This window comes from Streptococcus infantis, assembly GCF_047463315.1.
GTDB classification, from domain to species: Bacteria; Bacillota; Bacilli; order Lactobacillales; family Streptococcaceae; genus Streptococcus; species Streptococcus infantis_AB.
Genome location: NZ_JASHEB010000003.1, coordinates 250,846 through 265,365 on the forward strand (window position 1 = coordinate 250,846; position 14,520 = coordinate 265,365).

Below are 14,520 nucleotides of genomic sequence, written 5' to 3' on the forward strand. Positions count from 1 at the left end.
TTATTTGATTTAGCAAATTGTTAATAGATAGGCAGACATATAGTTTGAAACTATACATATTAAGCTGATATTAGACCTATCCTCGGATTTATCATTCTATAAAAAAGCCATCTAGCTGATTGCTAGATAGCTTTTAAGATTTATTCACCTTGTCTTCTGCGTCGTGTTACGATGCCTGCTAAGCCGAGACTCGCAAGTAAACCGTAAACTCCAAACAGAGTCGTTTGTTCATCTACACCTGAGTTTGTTCCTGTATTTGGCAATGCTTTAGTAGAAGCTTTTTTGCCGAGTTTATTAGCTTTTGCTCCTTGAGGTTTGTCAGCAAGTTTACGAAGATCAAATTCTGGAAGTTGGTCTTGAATTGGTGCATTTTTTGGTAGTCCAATAATAATTCCGTCTTTTTCACCAATTCTTAGCATATTTTCTGCTTCAAGTACATCTAATAAAGCTTGCAGCTTCGCTTTAGCTTCTGCTAGAGCTGTTTGAGCCAATTTCAATTCAGCTTCTGCTTGATCACTAACTTTCTGTGCATTTGCTTTATCAGTTTCTGCTTGCTTCAAGGTTGTTTCCAAATCTGATGCTTGACCTTTCAAGGCTTTTGCTTTATCGCGTTTTTCTTCTGCATTTTTAATGGCTGTAGCCAATTCTGCTACCTTGGCTTGCAAGGCTTTTAGATTTTGACTTGCTTTAGTTGCCTCTTGTGATTTTGTAGCAACTAAGTCAGCTTTTGCTTTCGCATCTGCAGTCAAGGATGCCAAATCAGATTTCGCTTGTTCCAAGTCCTTTTTAACTTGTTCACGTGAACTTGATAAATTATTGGCTTGTTTATTTAATTTATCCAAGGTTGCTAACAAATCAGATTTTTTAGTTTCAGTAGCTACTTTTTTAGCATCTTTGTCAGCTTTTTCTGCTTGCAATGATGCCAGTTCAGCCTTAATGTCAGCAGATTTATCAATAACTGTTTTTTCAACGTATACAAAGTGATGCTCAGGCAAGAACTTCATGCGTTTACCATAGAAAGTCGGATGCAATTTATCATCTTCCTTAAAGGCATAGAAATTAGATGTGTATTCCTTCACTGTTTCAGGTGAATAGGCATTACTTGTATATGTATAATAAATGTTATTAGGATTTTTTCCTTCAATCGTTCCTTGGGCAACTCCTACTTTCCCTCCAACCGGTGTAAGAAGGGCTCTGCGGTGTCCGTAGTCGATTCCTTTTATATTATTAAAGTCTGCATACCAAGCTAAAAGGGATTCATAAGCAAACTGTTTATAACTCATAATCTTATCGTAATTATAAATCGTTTGACCATTTTTAACTTCCACAAAGTTTGGTCCACCATCGGATCCAGGAATTAGATATTTCATTCCAATATTTTCTACACGAACATCTTCTCCATCTGGGTGTGTGAACTTGGTATCATGGCTTAAAACTCCAGTGGTAGCCATTTCATTTGAACGTTCTTCTGCATGTTTAATGTAGGCTTCGTCTAGAGCTAAGTCGTGTGTAACACCATTAGCGCGACGGAGTTCATTTGCTACCTCAATGAAAGCTTCAGTCAATTTGCGATTATCCACAACAAACTTAAAGGTTGGTCTAGCTTTATATTTATGGTTGACTTCATCATATGGGTTTGCATTATAATCAGCCAGCGCCTTAGTGAAGCGTTTCATTTCGTCAGTTGCTTCCACTTCAACTTCACGAACACCTTGGAAGGCAACATTTTCCATCAAAGGATTACCTGAGGCGTCTTTAGGACGATATTGTTTGTTATAGTCATAACCATCCTCAGACGCTGGAGCTTTACGGCCTTGTTCTTCTGGATTCAAGGCTTTTTTCAAAACTGTTGGTTTGTAATTGTCAAGTTCCTTTTGTTTATCTGCTATCTTATTCGCTACTTCACTTGCTGCTTTAGTCTGTTCTTGAAGAGACTGCTCTGCCTTTTTAACCTCTTTTTCTGTATTAGAGATTTGATTTTTAAGACTTTCATCAGTCATACCATCTAGTTCAGCTTGTTTAGCTTTTACCTCTGCCGCTTTAGCATCACGCTTTTCATTGGCAGATTGGCTAGCTTCTTTAGCAGCAGTTTCTGCAGATTGAGCTGCTGTTGCTGTAGATTCTGCATTTGCCAAAGCTTTGTCAGCTTCTGTTTTTTCAGCACTCTTCTCAGATGCTACTTTTGATTCTTCTTCGATGATAGCATCAGCATTTTTAGCGATATTGATAGCTTCTTTGGTCTCAGCAACCTTTTTATCAGCCTTTGCTAAGTCCTTTTTAGCCTCCGCTTCTTTTGAAGCTTTTTCATCTACAGACGCTTGAGCTTTCTTAACTTCCTTTTGCGCATCTGTAATCTGTTTTTCAGATGATGATTGTGCGACAGCTTTTTCCTTACCATCTACTGGTTTTTCATTAGCCTGAACCTCATGATTCATTGCACCCGCTGCTAACAAAGCCGCAGCTAATGTAAATGAGGATAAAAACTTTTTGTGTTTCATAACAATCTCCTTTAAATGTATTATTTAATATTATAAACCATTCCGATGGCCTTTGTCAAAGAATATGAGGTATTCCAGCCGCTTTTTTGAATGTGCTTACATAAAAAATACCCCTGTCACTAACAGAGGTAGTTTTTAACTATTTAATGTCAGCTTCTGCTGGCAGGTAAGAGCCACCAAAGAACTGTTGAGATAGTTTTTCAAGCGTTCCATCTTTATAGAGTTCTTGGATGCGTTTGTCCACAAAAGCCTTCAACTCATCTTGACCTTTGGCAAGAAGTGGGTAAACATAAGGTTGCTGGTCACTTGGGAGTTCGATGACTTTCAAATTATCCAAACCTTGGTTTTTGATAACTGTTTCTACACCGATCTTGTCAAAAATCTTATAGTCAAATTGTCCATCGCTCAAACGAGACATGATTTGTTGGAAGTCAGCTTTTGTATAGTTAAGGACAGTTGGGTTATCTGTGTGTTGTTTGTTGTACTCTTCCAACTGTTTCGCTGATGTTGTTCCTTGAACGACTTCAGTAGATTTTCCACCGATATCATCAAGTGATTTGATGCTGTTGTCATCTTTCTTAACTACAAGAACGTTAGGGTTTTTAGCAGTTGGTGCTGCGTAAAGATATTTTTCTGCACGTTCTTTAGTGTAGCTGATGTTGTTAACCGCCATTTGGTAACGATCTGCGTCAAGACCTGCAAAGACACCTGACCATTCTGTCTTTTCAAACTTGACATCATATTTGTCAGAGTCTTTAAAGATAGCACGAACAACTTCGATTTCGTAACCAGTCAACTCACCATTTTCTTCATAATTAAATGGTTTTGGTGAAGCGTTGGTTGCAACGATAATTTCTTTCTTACCAGATGTTGCTTCACTAGTTGCAGCATCTTTCTTCTCACCACCTGAGCAAGCTGCTAATGCGCCCGCGGCAATAAGCCCTAGGGCAGCAAGTGATGAATATTTAACGATTTTTTTCATGATAAATCCTCCAAAATAAAATACAGTCTAATCTTAACAGAAAAATTAGGATTGCGCCATTATATGATTTCTATATTTGTGATAGGTTTTCTTTATGGCTGATTAAAAGACCAAACGTAGGACTGCTATCAAGACCACTCCAAAGAGAACCGTCCCCACCAGATTGCGATAGCGAAAGGCTACAAAGGCTGTCGGAAAGACTGCTAAAAAGTCCAACCATTTTATCTGCGGGAGGCTTCCAGCTTTTCCGCTCACAACACTTGAAAGAATCAAAGCGAAGATAATAGAAACTGGGAGGAATTTTAAAAAGTGCTCTACGATAGGTGGCAGCCCCTTGTACTTGGCAAGGATAAAAGGAATCATTCTCGGAATCCAAGTCACCAAGCCAGAAAAGACGATTGCCATTAAAATATACTTACTGACCATCCAAAATCACCCCCATGGTACAACCCAACAAGGTCGCAAATAGGACAGCTAGCGACTGAGACACTACTGTCAAGAGCACAAAAAAGGAAACAGCAACAACTCCAAGAATGATGAAGAGATTGCGTAAGGGAATCCGTTTTTGCATAATTTGAAACTGGGAAGTGAAAATCCCGATAAACATTCCCACTAGGGCAAAATCTAGACCAAAAACTTCCGGATTTGGCAAAAGGCCACCTAGAGCAGTTCCGACAACTGTTCCCAAAAACCAAGAAATATAGCTATTGAGATTGTTTCCATGCATCCACATAGGGTTGACATTATCCGTATGAACTAGCTCTCCCATCAAGACCCCGTAAGTCTCATCGGTCAAGAGACTGGACATTCCGATATTATGCCATAAGCTAGTATGACGGAAATAGGTCGACGCATGCAAACTCAGCAAGAAGAGACGCAGATTAATCAAAAAGACCGTCATAGCAATGGCTGCCACAGGGGCTTGAACTGCTATCAAGGCTATCATGGCAAACTGAGCACTCCCCGCATAGACAAAGAGGCTCATCAAGCCCATCTCTACAGGGGTTACATAAGGGGAACCGATAATGCCACAAGCAAGACCAATGCTAACATAGCCCAGAGCCGTTGGCACCGCAGCCTGCACACCATCCCAAAATCCTTTTTCTTTCATAAACCTCCTCACTATTCATTCCTTCATCAACTGCTTTCCAGACAGTCACAGCAAAAATTATTATAACACATTCAAAGAGGAGAAAACAGTCTGGAATTTGAAACTAATAGCAAGTATCAGCCCCTGAACAGTATGGTTCATTATGGATACATGAGAAATTGATCAATTCGAATTCTATACTTATAGCCTTCATTTTTTTCAGTATATTCATCTTCTATCGGGTAGACATCAGCCCAGAGCTCTCTCCTTTGGCCTTGCAATTTGACTTTATAGCGATAGCCATCATCGTATAATCCTACTGTCTCGGTAGTTACGGATTTGAAAGTCGGAAGAGCTTCAATTTCTTTTTTTATAGTCTGGGATAAATTGTAGAGCGCTACTTGTTGCTCCATTTTTGAAGCTACAGGAATATGAACTGTCACTTCTTCCAAGCGATGTGATTTTGAAAATGTGAAATCTGCTCGACCTGTATAACCATTCAATGCAATATTTTCGTAATGATAGAAAAGCCGGCCTGTTTTATAGAAATAAGGATCCCTTGCATGCCAAGTGTCCCGATAGGCGATTTCCGTTTCTTCTATCACTTCATCAGCTTCTCCAAACACTTTTTCAAGAGATTTGAGGGGCATATTGAATGACAGTGACTCAAATAGAATCAATTGTGTCTTTGGAATATGCTGGCAAGCTGACATACAAAGCAATAAAGCTCCAAGAGCAAGCACAACACTCATTGTTTTTTTTAATCTCATATTTCTACTATACTAAAAAACTCGGGCATTTGTCCAAGATAAAAGAGCTAACCCTAGGCTAACTCTTTATTCCATGGTATCAAAAGCCAGGCTAGGTTTGGCATTTAGCTCCAAGCCTGCAAAGTTTTCTTTGTTCCACTCGCTAACGCTAGCGTAGGCAATCATTCCTGCATTGTCTCCGCACAGTCGCAGAGGAGGAATGATAACCTTGACATCTGTGATTTCAGCTGCTAAGCGTTCTCTAAGACCTTTATTGGCCGCCACACCACCAGCCACGACTAGGGTTTTAACAGGATATTTCTCCAAGGCCTTCTTGGTTTTTGCCATGAGAATATCCATGACTGCTGCTTGGAAAGAGGCAGATAGGTCTTCCTTAGATAAACTTTCTCCCTTCTGCTCGGCATTGTGGTGCAAATTGATAAAGGCAGACTTCAAACCTGAAAATGAAAATTCCAGATTATCCTCCTTAATCATGGCACGAGGGAAATCATACACATCCCGACCTTGATGAGCTAACTCATCAATCTCACGACCTGCTGGATAGGTCAAACCCATGACACGGCCGACCTTATCATAGGCTTCACCAACCGCATCATCACGGGTCTCACCAACAATCTTGTAATCACCAGCCTCAGACACATAGACCAACTCTGTGTGTCCACCGCTGACTAGAAGGGCTAGCAAGGGAAACTCCAAAGGTTCGACACTTTGAGCTGCCATGAGGTGACCAGCCATGTGATTCACAGGAATCAAAGGAAGTCCATGTGCCCAAGCAAAGGCCTTGGCAGCTGACAAACCAACAAGTAAGGCTCCGACCAAGCCTGGTCCGTAGGTAACCGCCACAGCTGTCACATCGTTTTCAGTAATTCCTGCTTCTGCTAACGCCTCCTCGATACAGGCTGTAATGACTTCAACATGGTGGCGGCTAGCCACTTCTGGCACCACGCCACCAAAACGTTTATGACTCTCAATTTGACTAGCAATGACATTGGACAAGAGCTCATCGTCGTTTTTCAGGACGGCGACACTGGTCTCATCACAGGATGTCTCAAATGCTAAAATATATCTATCCTTCATCTATTTCTCTCTTCATGATAATGGCATCCTCAACTGGATTATGGTAGTAGGCCTTTCTCTCAGCGATGACCGCCATTTTTTCTTTCTTGTAAAATGCTTGCGCTCGTTGATTAGACTTTCTGACTTCGAGGAAAATCTCCTTGTCTGTTTGCAATGTCGCAAACAAGGCTGAGGCTATCCCCTGTCCTTGATAGGCTTTCTTGACAGCGATTTGCAGGACTTCTGCTTCAAAAAGATTCTCCTGAATTGCTAGAAAACCTATCACTTCTTCCCCATCATAAGCTAGAGCATACCAAGTCTGGTCTTGAGACAGGTCTGCTTGGATTTGTTCCAACGTCCAAGGACTGACGGGATAAACATCCGTCATCACTTCGTAGATAGCTTGTGCCACATCAGGCTGCTGTTGGATTCGTTTGATTTCTATCATAGGCGTTTAATGTAAGACTCGCCAGACTCGGCGTGATTCTTAAGCCAATTTTCCTCAGCTTCGACTCGTTTGAGGTAATTCGGCACAAAGTCGTGCAAGGAGTCCGCTTTCTTATCCCAGGTCCAAAGAGCTAGATTCGCTGCATTTGGTAAGGTTTCTTGATAGTTAGCCTGTGGTAATTGCTCTTGAATCTGCTCGACAAAGGGACCCACTTCACCGACAAAGGTTACCTGGTCAGCATCCTTGACTTGCTCAAGGACTTCCGCAAAGGACAGATGCGCTTCTGGAAAGACAGGTTGAGCATGTTCATAAAAACCTGCATAAACATTGTTACGACGTGCGTCCATCAAGGGAACAACCAGACCTTGCTGCTGGCTCGGTACCAGAGCTAGAAGGCTCGATATCCCAACCAACTCAATGTTTAGGGTATGAGCCAAGGTCTTGGCAGTGGCTACTGCGATTCGCAAACCTGTATAGCTACCAGGCCCCTCTGCCACGACGATTCGATCCAAATCTTTGGGTGTCAAATCTAGATTGGTCATCAAAAAATCGATGGCAGGCATGAGGGTAATACTGTGATTCTTCTTAATATTAATCGTCGTCTCAGCAAGAAGCTGCTTGTCCTCTAAAATAGCTAGAGACAGAGCCTTACTGGACGTATCAAAAGCTAATACTTTCATAACACATTCCTATCTTTTTGTCTGCTTACTATTATACTACAAAAGCCGCCACATGGGAATTTTCTTTGTTTCCAAACAAAAATGTCCTGCCAAACAGACAGGACAAGCACTTAAGTATTCAAACCAAAGTAAAATACGAACCAGACCACATAGGTCACCAGGAGAAGGAAAAACGAATAAAGGGTCACGAAGCCAATCTTCCAAATGAGTTTGGCTTTCCGATACTCTAGCCGAGTATACAAAACATTTCCTCCGTAAACACAGGCAACGAATACCGCAAAGGCCAGAAGACGAATGATAATAGCTAGTTGAAACATATCCTGCCCTCCTTCATAAGGAAAAACCTCTTTTCTAACTTTATTATAGCACTTGCATCTTATGTCTTCAAATACTTATACAAGGTAAAATGAAACGCATTTCAAGCTCCTTACTTTCATGTTTCCTGCTTTTACTAATTCCCCTTTTTATGTTATAATTGAGATAATTGTAACGAATCAAGGTCAATACAGGCAGAAAATGAAATAGAAACAAACAGCTTCAAGCTGGTAATTTTTTGAATACAGCTGACCTGAAAACAGAAAGGAAACACATGATTTACAAAGTTTTTTATCAAGAAACTAAAGACCGTAGCCCACGTCGTGAAACAACACGCTCACTTTACTTAGACATCGATGCTAGTTCAGAACTTGAAGGACGCATTATTGCCCGTGAACTTGTTGAAAAAAACCGTCCAGAATTCAACGTTGAATATATCGAGCTCTTGTCAGACAAATTGCTAGACTACGAAAAAGAAACTGGCGCATTCGAAATTACGGAGTTCTAATATGGCCTATACTCTTAAACCAGAAGAAGTGGGCGTTTTTGCCATTGGTGGTCTAGGAGAAATCGGTAAAAATACATACGGAATCGAATATCAAGACGAAATCATCATCGTTGATGCAGGGATTAAATTCCCCGAGGATGATCTTCTTGGTATCGACTACGTTATCCCTGATTACTCTTACATTGTCGAAAATATCGACCGCGTCAAGGCTCTCTTGATTACCCACGGACACGAGGACCATATTGGTGGGATTCCGTTCTTGCTCAAGCAAGCAAATATCCCTATCTATGCAGGTCCACTAGCCCTCGCTTTGATCCGTGGAAAACTCGAAGAGCATGGTCTTTTGCGCAATGCTACACTTCACGAAATCAACCACAACACTGAGTTGACCTTTAAAAATCTTAAAGCAACTTTCTTTAGAACTACTCACTCTATCCCAGAACCTTTGGGTATCGTCATCCATACACCTCAAGGGAAAATCGTCTGTACGGGTGACTTCAAGTTTGACTTTACACCAGTTGGTGAACCTGCAGACTTGCACCGTATGGCAGCTCTAGGTGAAGACGGAGTGCTTTGCTTACTCTCTGACTCGACAAATGCTGAAGTGCCAACCTTTACAAACTCTGAGAAGGTTGTCGGCCAGTCTATCATGAAGATTATCCAAGGTATCGAAGGACGTATCATCTTTGCATCCTTTGCCTCAAATATCTTCCGTCTCCAGCAAGCGACTGATGCTGCTGTTAAAACAGGTCGTAAGATTGCTGTCTTTGGCCGCTCTATGGAGAAAGCTATTGTCAATGGGATTGAGCTTGGCTACATCAAAGCGCCAAAGGGAACCTTCATCGAACCAAATGAAATCAAAGATTACCCTGCGGGTGAGATTCTTATCCTCTGTACGGGTAGCCAGGGTGAACCTATGGCGGCTCTCTCTCGTATCGCTAACGGAACCCACCGTCAGGTACAACTCCAACCTGGTGATACGGTTATCTTCTCATCTAGCCCAATTCCAGGAAACACCACTAGCGTTAACAAATTGATTAATATCATTTCTGAAGCTGGTGTTGAAGTAATCCATGGTAAGATTAACAACATCCATACATCTGGACACGGTGGTCAGCAGGAACAAAAACTCATGCTCCGCCTCATCAAACCAAAATACTTCATGCCTGTCCACGGTGAATATCGTATGCAGAAAGTTCATGCTGGACTTGCCGTAGATACTGGAGTTGAGAAGGACAATATCTTTATCATGAGCAATGGTGATGTCCTTGCCCTTACTGCAAACTCTGCTCGTATCGCAGGTCACTTCAATGCTCAAGATATCTACGTCGATGGAAATCGGATCGGTGAAATCGGAGCAGCAGTCCTAAAAGACCGCCGAGACCTATCCGAAGATGGTGTTGTACTTGCTGTCGCAACGGTAGACTTTGAGTCTCAAATGATTATTTCTGGACCAGATATCCTTAGTCGTGGTTTCGTCTACATGCGCGAATCTGGCGACTTGATCCGTCAAAGTCAACGCATCCTTTTCAATGCTATTCGTATCGCTTTGAAAAACAAGGATGCCAGCGTCCAATCTGTCAATGGTGCTATCGTAAACGCCATTCGACCATTCCTTTACGAAAACACTGAACGTGAACCAATCATCATTCCGATGATTCTCACGCCAGATGAAGAATAATAAAAAATTCTCTGAAATCCTATGACTTCAGAGAATTTTTTTATTTAACGACAATTTCGTAACGAGTTTTGCTGTTAAAAGTTTCACCTGCTTTGAGAATCACTTGATCTTTCAGGTCACTATGAATAGCATCTGGCAAAGCCTGTGCTTCAAGAGCAATCCCATTGTGTTGAATCATTGGTTGCCCAGCGATAATGACACTCTCATCCACAAAGTTAGCTGTGTAGACTACAAAGCAAGGAGCTTCTGTTTTAAAGAGTAAGAAACGACCTGAGCCTTGGTCATAAAGGAAACCAGCATTATCATGTCCTGCAGGAAGAGCAAATGGATGGTCCAATCCAGATACGAGTTGAATCTGTTCATCTTCGTCTGCAAAGATATCTTTCAACAAGGCACCATTGTAGATATGTTTGACCACATCACGATTAACATCTGGAGTTTTAGCTGGTACTCCATCAGGAGCGATTGGATAGATACCCACAGTGTTCAATTGGAAGACATGGCGGTCAACAGTCTGAGTGAAATCCCCAGACAAGTTAAAGTAGCTATGATTGGTCGGATTAACCAAGGTATCCTGGTCCGTCGTCACCTTATAGCTAACTTCATAAGCACCATTTTCTTCCAAGTGGTAGCTAATCCAAATTTTAAGATTTCCAGGGAAACCTCCTGTACCGTCTGTTCTTTCTGTGTAAAGAGTCAAACCATGGTCGCTCACCTCGACTAGCTCAAACAAGCTAGAATCCCAACCTGTTGAACCGCTGTGATTACAGTTGCTTGCGTTGTTGACTTCGAGTTCATAGGTTTTCCCATTCAATTCGAATGTCGCACCTGCGATACGACCTGCAACTGGACCTACACTCGCTCCATGTTTAGGACTGTTACCTACATAGCTGTCAAAATCATCAAAGCCTAGGATAACATTGGCAAAATTACCAGCCTTATCAGGAGTTACATAGCCTAGAATCGTTGCACCATAGGTCATGATTTCTAGTTGGTAACCTGCTTCTGTTTCAAAGCGATAAGCGACAACATCCTTGTCATCAACTTTCCCAAATACACGTTCTGTGTATGCTTTCATCCTTCTCTCCTTATTATTTAAATTCGTGAATAATGACACCTTGAACGACGCGGTTTACTGTACCTGTAGGTGATGGTGTATCAGGTCTGTTGCCAACTTTAAGTGAAGTCAAAAGAGCAAACAACTGTCCGTAAACAATATAAGGGAATACACGGTAAACGTCATTCAAAACTCCGCCACAGCCAAGTGCTACTTCCTTAACATTTTCAAGTCCAAAGACTTGATCACTCAAGAGAACAACGCGACGAGCGATTTGGTCCCCTGCAACTTCACGAACCAAGTCTAAGTCATACTTACGAGTATAGTCTGTTGTAGTACCAAAAACTAAAACTACAGTATCTTCATTGATAAGAGATTTTGGACCATGACGGAAGCCAACTGGGCTTTCATACATTGTCGCAACCTGACCAGCAGTCAATTCCAAAATTTTCAGTTGTGCCTCATGAGCAAGCCCGAAGAATGGACCTGCACCTAAGTAAATTACTCGATTAAAGTCTAGGTCAACCAATTCTTTCACATCTGCCACATTGTCAAGAACTTTACGAGCAAGACTAGAAAGCACTTCAAAACGTTCAGCTTTAACAGCAAATTCAGTTGGATCGAAGACCAAAAGTGCTGTCAACATCATAGAAGTAAAGCTTGATGTCATTGCAAATCCAGCGTCATTTGAAGCTGCAGGTTGCAAGAGCAATAGATTACAATCATCTCCATGTGCTTGAAGAGCCAATTTCCCTTCAGCCGCACATGTGATTGTTACTTGATAAAGCTCATCAACTAAAGCTTTTGCCAAGTCAACTGTTGCTACACTCTCAGGTGAGTTTCCACTACGTGCAAATGATACCAAAACAGTCGCCACGTCTTTTTTCAAATAAGTTTGTGGGTTTGCAACGATATCTGTTGTCGCAATAGCATTGAAATTCCATTTACGTTCGTCATAGACTTCCTTGAAGTATGGAACTAAGGTGTCGCCTACATAAGCTGAAGTTCCAGCACCAGTCAGGATAACCTTGATGTAGTCATGTTTAGCTGCAATCCCTTGCAAGAATGCGGCAATTTCATCACGGCGGGCTTGATAGGATTCAAAAGCTTCCTTCCAAACATCTGGTTGTTGGTAAATTTCGCGTGTGGTGATCTCTGCTCCCAACTCAAGCAAATCTTCTTTTGTATAATCTAGCATTGAAAACCTCTAATCTAATATTGTTTCATGATTGAAAACATGGGAATGGGAGTCGCTCCCATTCCCATGTATATTTTTTATAAGATGGTTTTTGACATCTTATTCATCTTCATCGTCATCGAAGCTAGCCAATAAATCATTAACTTTCACAATGCTTTCTGAAGCACGACTCTTATAGTCCGCATCAATGCCTGTTAGGCTTGCATTGATAAATTCAATAACCATTGGAAGGTTCATTCCTGCATAAAGTTCAATGTCACGACCTTCCATAATCAGACGGCTCACCACGTTACATGGTGTTCCACCAAGAAGATCTGCAAAGACTAGGAAATCATCCAATCCTTCAATAGCAGCTTCAAATTTAGCAGTAAATTCTTCTGGTCCATCTTCTGGAAGAAGAGCCACCGCATGAATGTTGTCTTGTGGTCCCATAATCATTTCTGTGCTACCTTTAAGTTCTTCACAAAAACGACCGTGACTCACTAAAATCAATGATTTAGTCATAAATTATGCGCCCATTCCAAGTGCAAATTTACCAAGAGCAGAAAGAGCCAAGGCAAGCACGATAATGATACCGATAGCTTTTGTAGAGTTCATGCCTTTCTTACCAAGCAACCAGAAGATGAATGCAGTGAAGATTGCTGGAAGCAAACGTGGGAAGATTGAGTTCAAGATGTCTTGGAAGTCAATCATCTTTTCACCGATTGGCAATTTGTATGAAATTTCAAAGTTGATCATTGTTGCTACAAGAGCACCCATCATGAATACACCAAGTACAGATGCAGCTTCAATCAAAGCTGTCAAAGTACTTTGCATGTTGTTGATAAGGTTAACCCCTTCTTTGTATGCAAATTCCAACTGTTTCCAACGGAAGATGTCATACGCTACTGCAACTGCGATCCAAAGGAAGATACCCCAAGGTTGACCAGCGATAGCCATTGTTGCAGCGATAGATCCCATGATAGCAGGTACAAGTGAACCAAAGATTGTATCTCCAAGAGGAGCGAATGGTCCCATCAAACCTGTCTTGATACCGTTAACCGCGTCTTTTGAGACAACGCCATCTTTTTCTTCCATGGCAAGGTCAAAACCAGCGATGATTGTGTGGAAGAATGGTGAAGTGTTGAAGAATTGAGTATGAACTTTCATCATTTCTTTCAACTCAGGAGTTCCATCTCCATACATTTTACGCAATTGTGGCAAGATCATGTAAAGGTAACCTGATGCTTGCATACGTTCGTAGTTCCATCCCAATTGGAAAGTGAACAAGCTACGTTTGTTAATTTGATTAAAATCTTCTTTTGTTAATTTGTAATTAGAATTCGTCATCTTCAATTTCCCCACTTTCTGATGGTGTAGAAGGTGCTGCTACAGCAACTTTTTGGCTGTTCTTGAAGTGAACAACCGCAAGGAAGATACCTACGATAGAGATACCGATCATAGACAATCCTTTGAAGTTGTTAGCAAAGCCAATTTTTTCAGCAACGTCAGCAGGAAGAGTGCCAATGATACCAGCAACTGCTCCACCAAGACCTGTTACGTATGAGTAAAGTACAGTCAACATAGCTGTCAAACCGAATCCCATAGCAAGGTAGTGAAGGTTACGTTTAACTGGAAGGTAACGAAGCAAGATAGCGAATCCAAGACCTGGAAGCATACGACCTGCAAGAGTCAAACCGTCTGCAACCCATTGGTATTCTTTAACAAGGTTTACAACACCTTGTACGAATTCTCCACCGAAAGCAAGGGCGAAGAATACTGGAAGGGCACGAGATAGAGCCCAAGGAACTGCACCAAGAAGATAGTTACGTTCGATTCCTTTATAGTCAAAGCGTTCGATCGCAGCATCAATACGGTGAGCGAAGAATGTTGTAGTCATACGACCAAGTACGTCGAAGTAAGTCAAAAGTGCTGCTACTGGTACAGCGATTGTAGTGATCGCAAGGTCTGTTTCGATTCCTTGTGAAACTGAGAAAGCAGTTGCAAGAACCGCACCAGAAGTTGCGTCGATACGAGAAGCACCACCGAAGGTACCTACCCCAAGTACGAACAACTGCAAGCTACCACCGATAAACAAACCAGTTGTCAAATCTCCCATGACTAAACCAGTAATGAAACCAGCGAATACAGGGGAACCTGCAGAAGAAACGATCGTCAACTCATCACAGATTTGATAAGCTGAGTACAAAGTGAGAAGTAAAATTTGCCACCATTGTATCATAACAATGACCTCCTAA

Annotated in this window: 16 protein-coding genes; 2 read left to right on the forward strand and 14 right to left on the reverse strand. The window is 41.5% G+C overall.

Annotated features, from left to right (window positions below; all coding sequences use genetic code 11):
* Window positions 1–140 precede the first annotated feature (140 nt).
* From QM857_RS04915 to QM857_RS04955, 9 genes are all read right to left on the reverse strand, one after another.
* Window positions 141–2,498, reverse strand: a complete 2,358-nt coding sequence (locus tag QM857_RS04915) for a hypothetical protein (protein ID WP_414275248.1) — start codon at window positions 2,496–2,498, stop codon at window positions 141–143.
* Between the two features lie 139 nt (window positions 2,499–2,637).
* Complete coding sequence (locus tag QM857_RS04920; protein ID WP_414275249.1) at window positions 2,638–3,480, reverse strand: amino acid ABC transporter substrate-binding protein; 843 nt, start codon at window positions 3,478–3,480, stop codon at window positions 2,638–2,640.
* 102 nt (window positions 3,481–3,582) lie between these two features.
* Window positions 3,583–3,906 carry an AzlD domain-containing protein gene (locus QM857_RS04925; RefSeq protein ID WP_414259837.1) on the reverse strand — a complete coding sequence of 108 codons (324 nt, stop codon included), beginning with the start codon at window positions 3,904–3,906 and terminating at the stop codon, window positions 3,583–3,585.
* Entirely contained in the window at window positions 3,896–4,591 is a 696-nt protein-coding gene (locus QM857_RS04930) for an AzlC family ABC transporter permease (RefSeq protein WP_414254163.1), read from the reverse strand. Before QM857_RS04930 ends, QM857_RS04925 begins: the two co-directional genes overlap by 11 nt.
* 140 nt (window positions 4,592–4,731) lie before the next feature.
* Window positions 4,732–5,340, reverse strand: a complete 609-nt coding sequence (locus tag QM857_RS04935; RefSeq protein ID WP_414254164.1) for a hypothetical protein — start codon at window positions 5,338–5,340, stop codon at window positions 4,732–4,734.
* 66 nt (window positions 5,341–5,406) lie between these two features.
* A complete protein-coding gene (gene tsaD, locus QM857_RS04940) occupies window positions 5,407–6,417 on the reverse strand; it encodes a tRNA (adenosine(37)-N6)-threonylcarbamoyltransferase complex transferase subunit TsaD (RefSeq protein WP_414275250.1) in 1,011 nt (336 codons plus the stop codon).
* The gene (gene rimI / locus QM857_RS04945) at window positions 6,407–6,844 is read right to left on the reverse strand and encodes a ribosomal protein S18-alanine N-acetyltransferase (protein ID WP_414275251.1); all 438 of its coding nucleotides are present in this window, start codon (window positions 6,842–6,844) and stop codon (window positions 6,407–6,409) included. Before rimI ends, tsaD begins: the two co-directional genes overlap by 11 nt.
* Window positions 6,841–7,524, reverse strand: coding sequence for a tRNA (adenosine(37)-N6)-threonylcarbamoyltransferase complex dimerization subunit type 1 TsaB (gene tsaB / locus QM857_RS04950; protein ID WP_414275252.1), 684 nt, complete (start codon window positions 7,522–7,524; stop codon window positions 6,841–6,843). Before tsaB ends, rimI begins: the two co-directional genes overlap by 4 nt.
* A gap of 110 nt (window positions 7,525–7,634) precedes the next feature.
* Window positions 7,635–7,841: a hypothetical protein gene (locus QM857_RS04955; RefSeq protein WP_414259842.1), complete on the reverse strand. Its 207-nt coding sequence runs from the start codon at window positions 7,839–7,841 to the stop codon at window positions 7,635–7,637.
* 272 nt (window positions 7,842–8,113) lie between these two features.
* On the opposite strand from QM857_RS04955, the gene QM857_RS04960 reads away from it, so the two are divergent.
* Both QM857_RS04960 and rnjA read left to right on the forward strand, forming a co-directional pair.
* Entirely contained in the window at window positions 8,114–8,347 is a 234-nt protein-coding gene (locus QM857_RS04960) for a DNA-dependent RNA polymerase subunit epsilon (protein ID WP_006149161.1), read from the forward strand.
* A 1-nt stretch (window position 8,348) separates the two neighbouring features.
* Complete coding sequence (gene rnjA / locus QM857_RS04965) at window positions 8,349–10,028, forward strand: ribonuclease J1 (RefSeq protein WP_004250408.1); 1,680 nt, start codon at window positions 8,349–8,351, stop codon at window positions 10,026–10,028.
* A 40-nt stretch (window positions 10,029–10,068) separates the two neighbouring features.
* Here the strand turns inward: rnjA and QM857_RS04970 are convergent, their stop codons facing one another.
* The 5 genes from QM857_RS04970 to QM857_RS04990 all read right to left on the reverse strand — a co-directional run bounded on the left by QM857_RS04970 (window position 10,069) and on the right by QM857_RS04990 (window position 14,504).
* Complete coding sequence (locus QM857_RS04970; protein WP_414275253.1) at window positions 10,069–11,106, reverse strand: aldose epimerase family protein; 1,038 nt, start codon at window positions 11,104–11,106, stop codon at window positions 10,069–10,071.
* 13 nt (window positions 11,107–11,119) lie between these two features.
* Complete coding sequence (locus QM857_RS04975; RefSeq protein WP_414275255.1) at window positions 11,120–12,283, reverse strand: SIS domain-containing protein; 1,164 nt, start codon at window positions 12,281–12,283, stop codon at window positions 11,120–11,122.
* 99 nt (window positions 12,284–12,382) lie between these two features.
* On the reverse strand, window positions 12,383–12,787 hold the full coding sequence (locus tag QM857_RS04980; RefSeq protein ID WP_006149628.1) for a PTS sugar transporter subunit IIA: 405 nt from the start codon (window positions 12,785–12,787) through the stop codon (window positions 12,383–12,385).
* A 3-nt stretch (window positions 12,788–12,790) separates the two neighbouring features.
* The gene (locus QM857_RS04985) at window positions 12,791–13,612 is read right to left on the reverse strand and encodes a PTS system mannose/fructose/sorbose family transporter subunit IID (RefSeq protein ID WP_178894416.1); all 822 of its coding nucleotides are present in this window, start codon (window positions 13,610–13,612) and stop codon (window positions 12,791–12,793) included.
* Complete coding sequence (locus QM857_RS04990) at window positions 13,599–14,504, reverse strand: PTS mannose/fructose/sorbose/N-acetylgalactosamine transporter subunit IIC (RefSeq protein WP_178894415.1); 906 nt, start codon at window positions 14,502–14,504, stop codon at window positions 13,599–13,601. The genes QM857_RS04985 and QM857_RS04990 overlap by 14 nt, the downstream gene beginning before the upstream one ends.
* Between the last annotated feature and the right edge of the window lie 16 nt (window positions 14,505–14,520).

Excerpts from the sequence above, each read along its gene's own strand:
- QM857_RS04915 (WP_414275248.1), bottom strand. The coding sequence starts at position 2,498 with ATGAAACACAAAAAGTTTTTATCCTCATTTACATTAGCTGCGGCTTTG.
- QM857_RS04920 (WP_414275249.1), bottom strand. The coding sequence starts at position 3,480 with ATGAAAAAAATCGTTAAATATTCATCACTTGCTGCCCTAGGGCTTATT.
- QM857_RS04925 (WP_414259837.1), bottom strand. The coding sequence starts at position 3,906 with ATGGTCAGTAAGTATATTTTAATGGCAATCGTCTTTTCTGGCTTGGTG.
- QM857_RS04930 (WP_414254163.1), bottom strand. The coding sequence starts at position 4,591 with ATGAAAGAAAAAGGATTTTGGGATGGTGTGCAGGCTGCGGTGCCAACG.
- QM857_RS04935 (WP_414254164.1), bottom strand. The coding sequence starts at position 5,340 with ATGAGATTAAAAAAAACAATGAGTGTTGTGCTTGCTCTTGGAGCTTTA.
- tsaD (WP_414275250.1), bottom strand. The coding sequence starts at position 6,417 with ATGAAGGATAGATATATTTTAGCATTTGAGACATCCTGTGATGAGACC.
- rimI (WP_414275251.1), bottom strand. The coding sequence starts at position 6,844 with ATGATAGAAATCAAACGAATCCAACAGCAGCCTGATGTGGCACAAGCT.
- tsaB (WP_414275252.1), bottom strand. The coding sequence starts at position 7,524 with ATGAAAGTATTAGCTTTTGATACGTCCAGTAAGGCTCTGTCTCTAGCT.
- QM857_RS04955 (WP_414259842.1), bottom strand. The coding sequence starts at position 7,841 with ATGTTTCAACTAGCTATTATCATTCGTCTTCTGGCCTTTGCGGTATTC.
- QM857_RS04960 (WP_006149161.1), top strand. The coding sequence starts at position 8,114 with ATGATTTACAAAGTTTTTTATCAAGAAACTAAAGACCGTAGCCCACGT.
- rnjA (WP_004250408.1), top strand. The coding sequence starts at position 8,349 with ATGGCCTATACTCTTAAACCAGAAGAAGTGGGCGTTTTTGCCATTGGT.
- QM857_RS04970 (WP_414275253.1), bottom strand. The coding sequence starts at position 11,106 with ATGAAAGCATACACAGAACGTGTATTTGGGAAAGTTGATGACAAGGAT.
- QM857_RS04975 (WP_414275255.1), bottom strand. The coding sequence starts at position 12,283 with ATGCTAGATTATACAAAAGAAGATTTGCTTGAGTTGGGAGCAGAGATC.
- QM857_RS04980 (WP_006149628.1), bottom strand. The coding sequence starts at position 12,787 with ATGACTAAATCATTGATTTTAGTGAGTCACGGTCGTTTTTGTGAAGAA.
- QM857_RS04985 (WP_178894416.1), bottom strand. The coding sequence starts at position 13,612 with ATGACGAATTCTAATTACAAATTAACAAAAGAAGATTTTAATCAAATT.
- QM857_RS04990 (WP_178894415.1), bottom strand. The coding sequence starts at position 14,504 with ATGATACAATGGTGGCAAATTTTACTTCTCACTTTGTACTCAGCTTAT.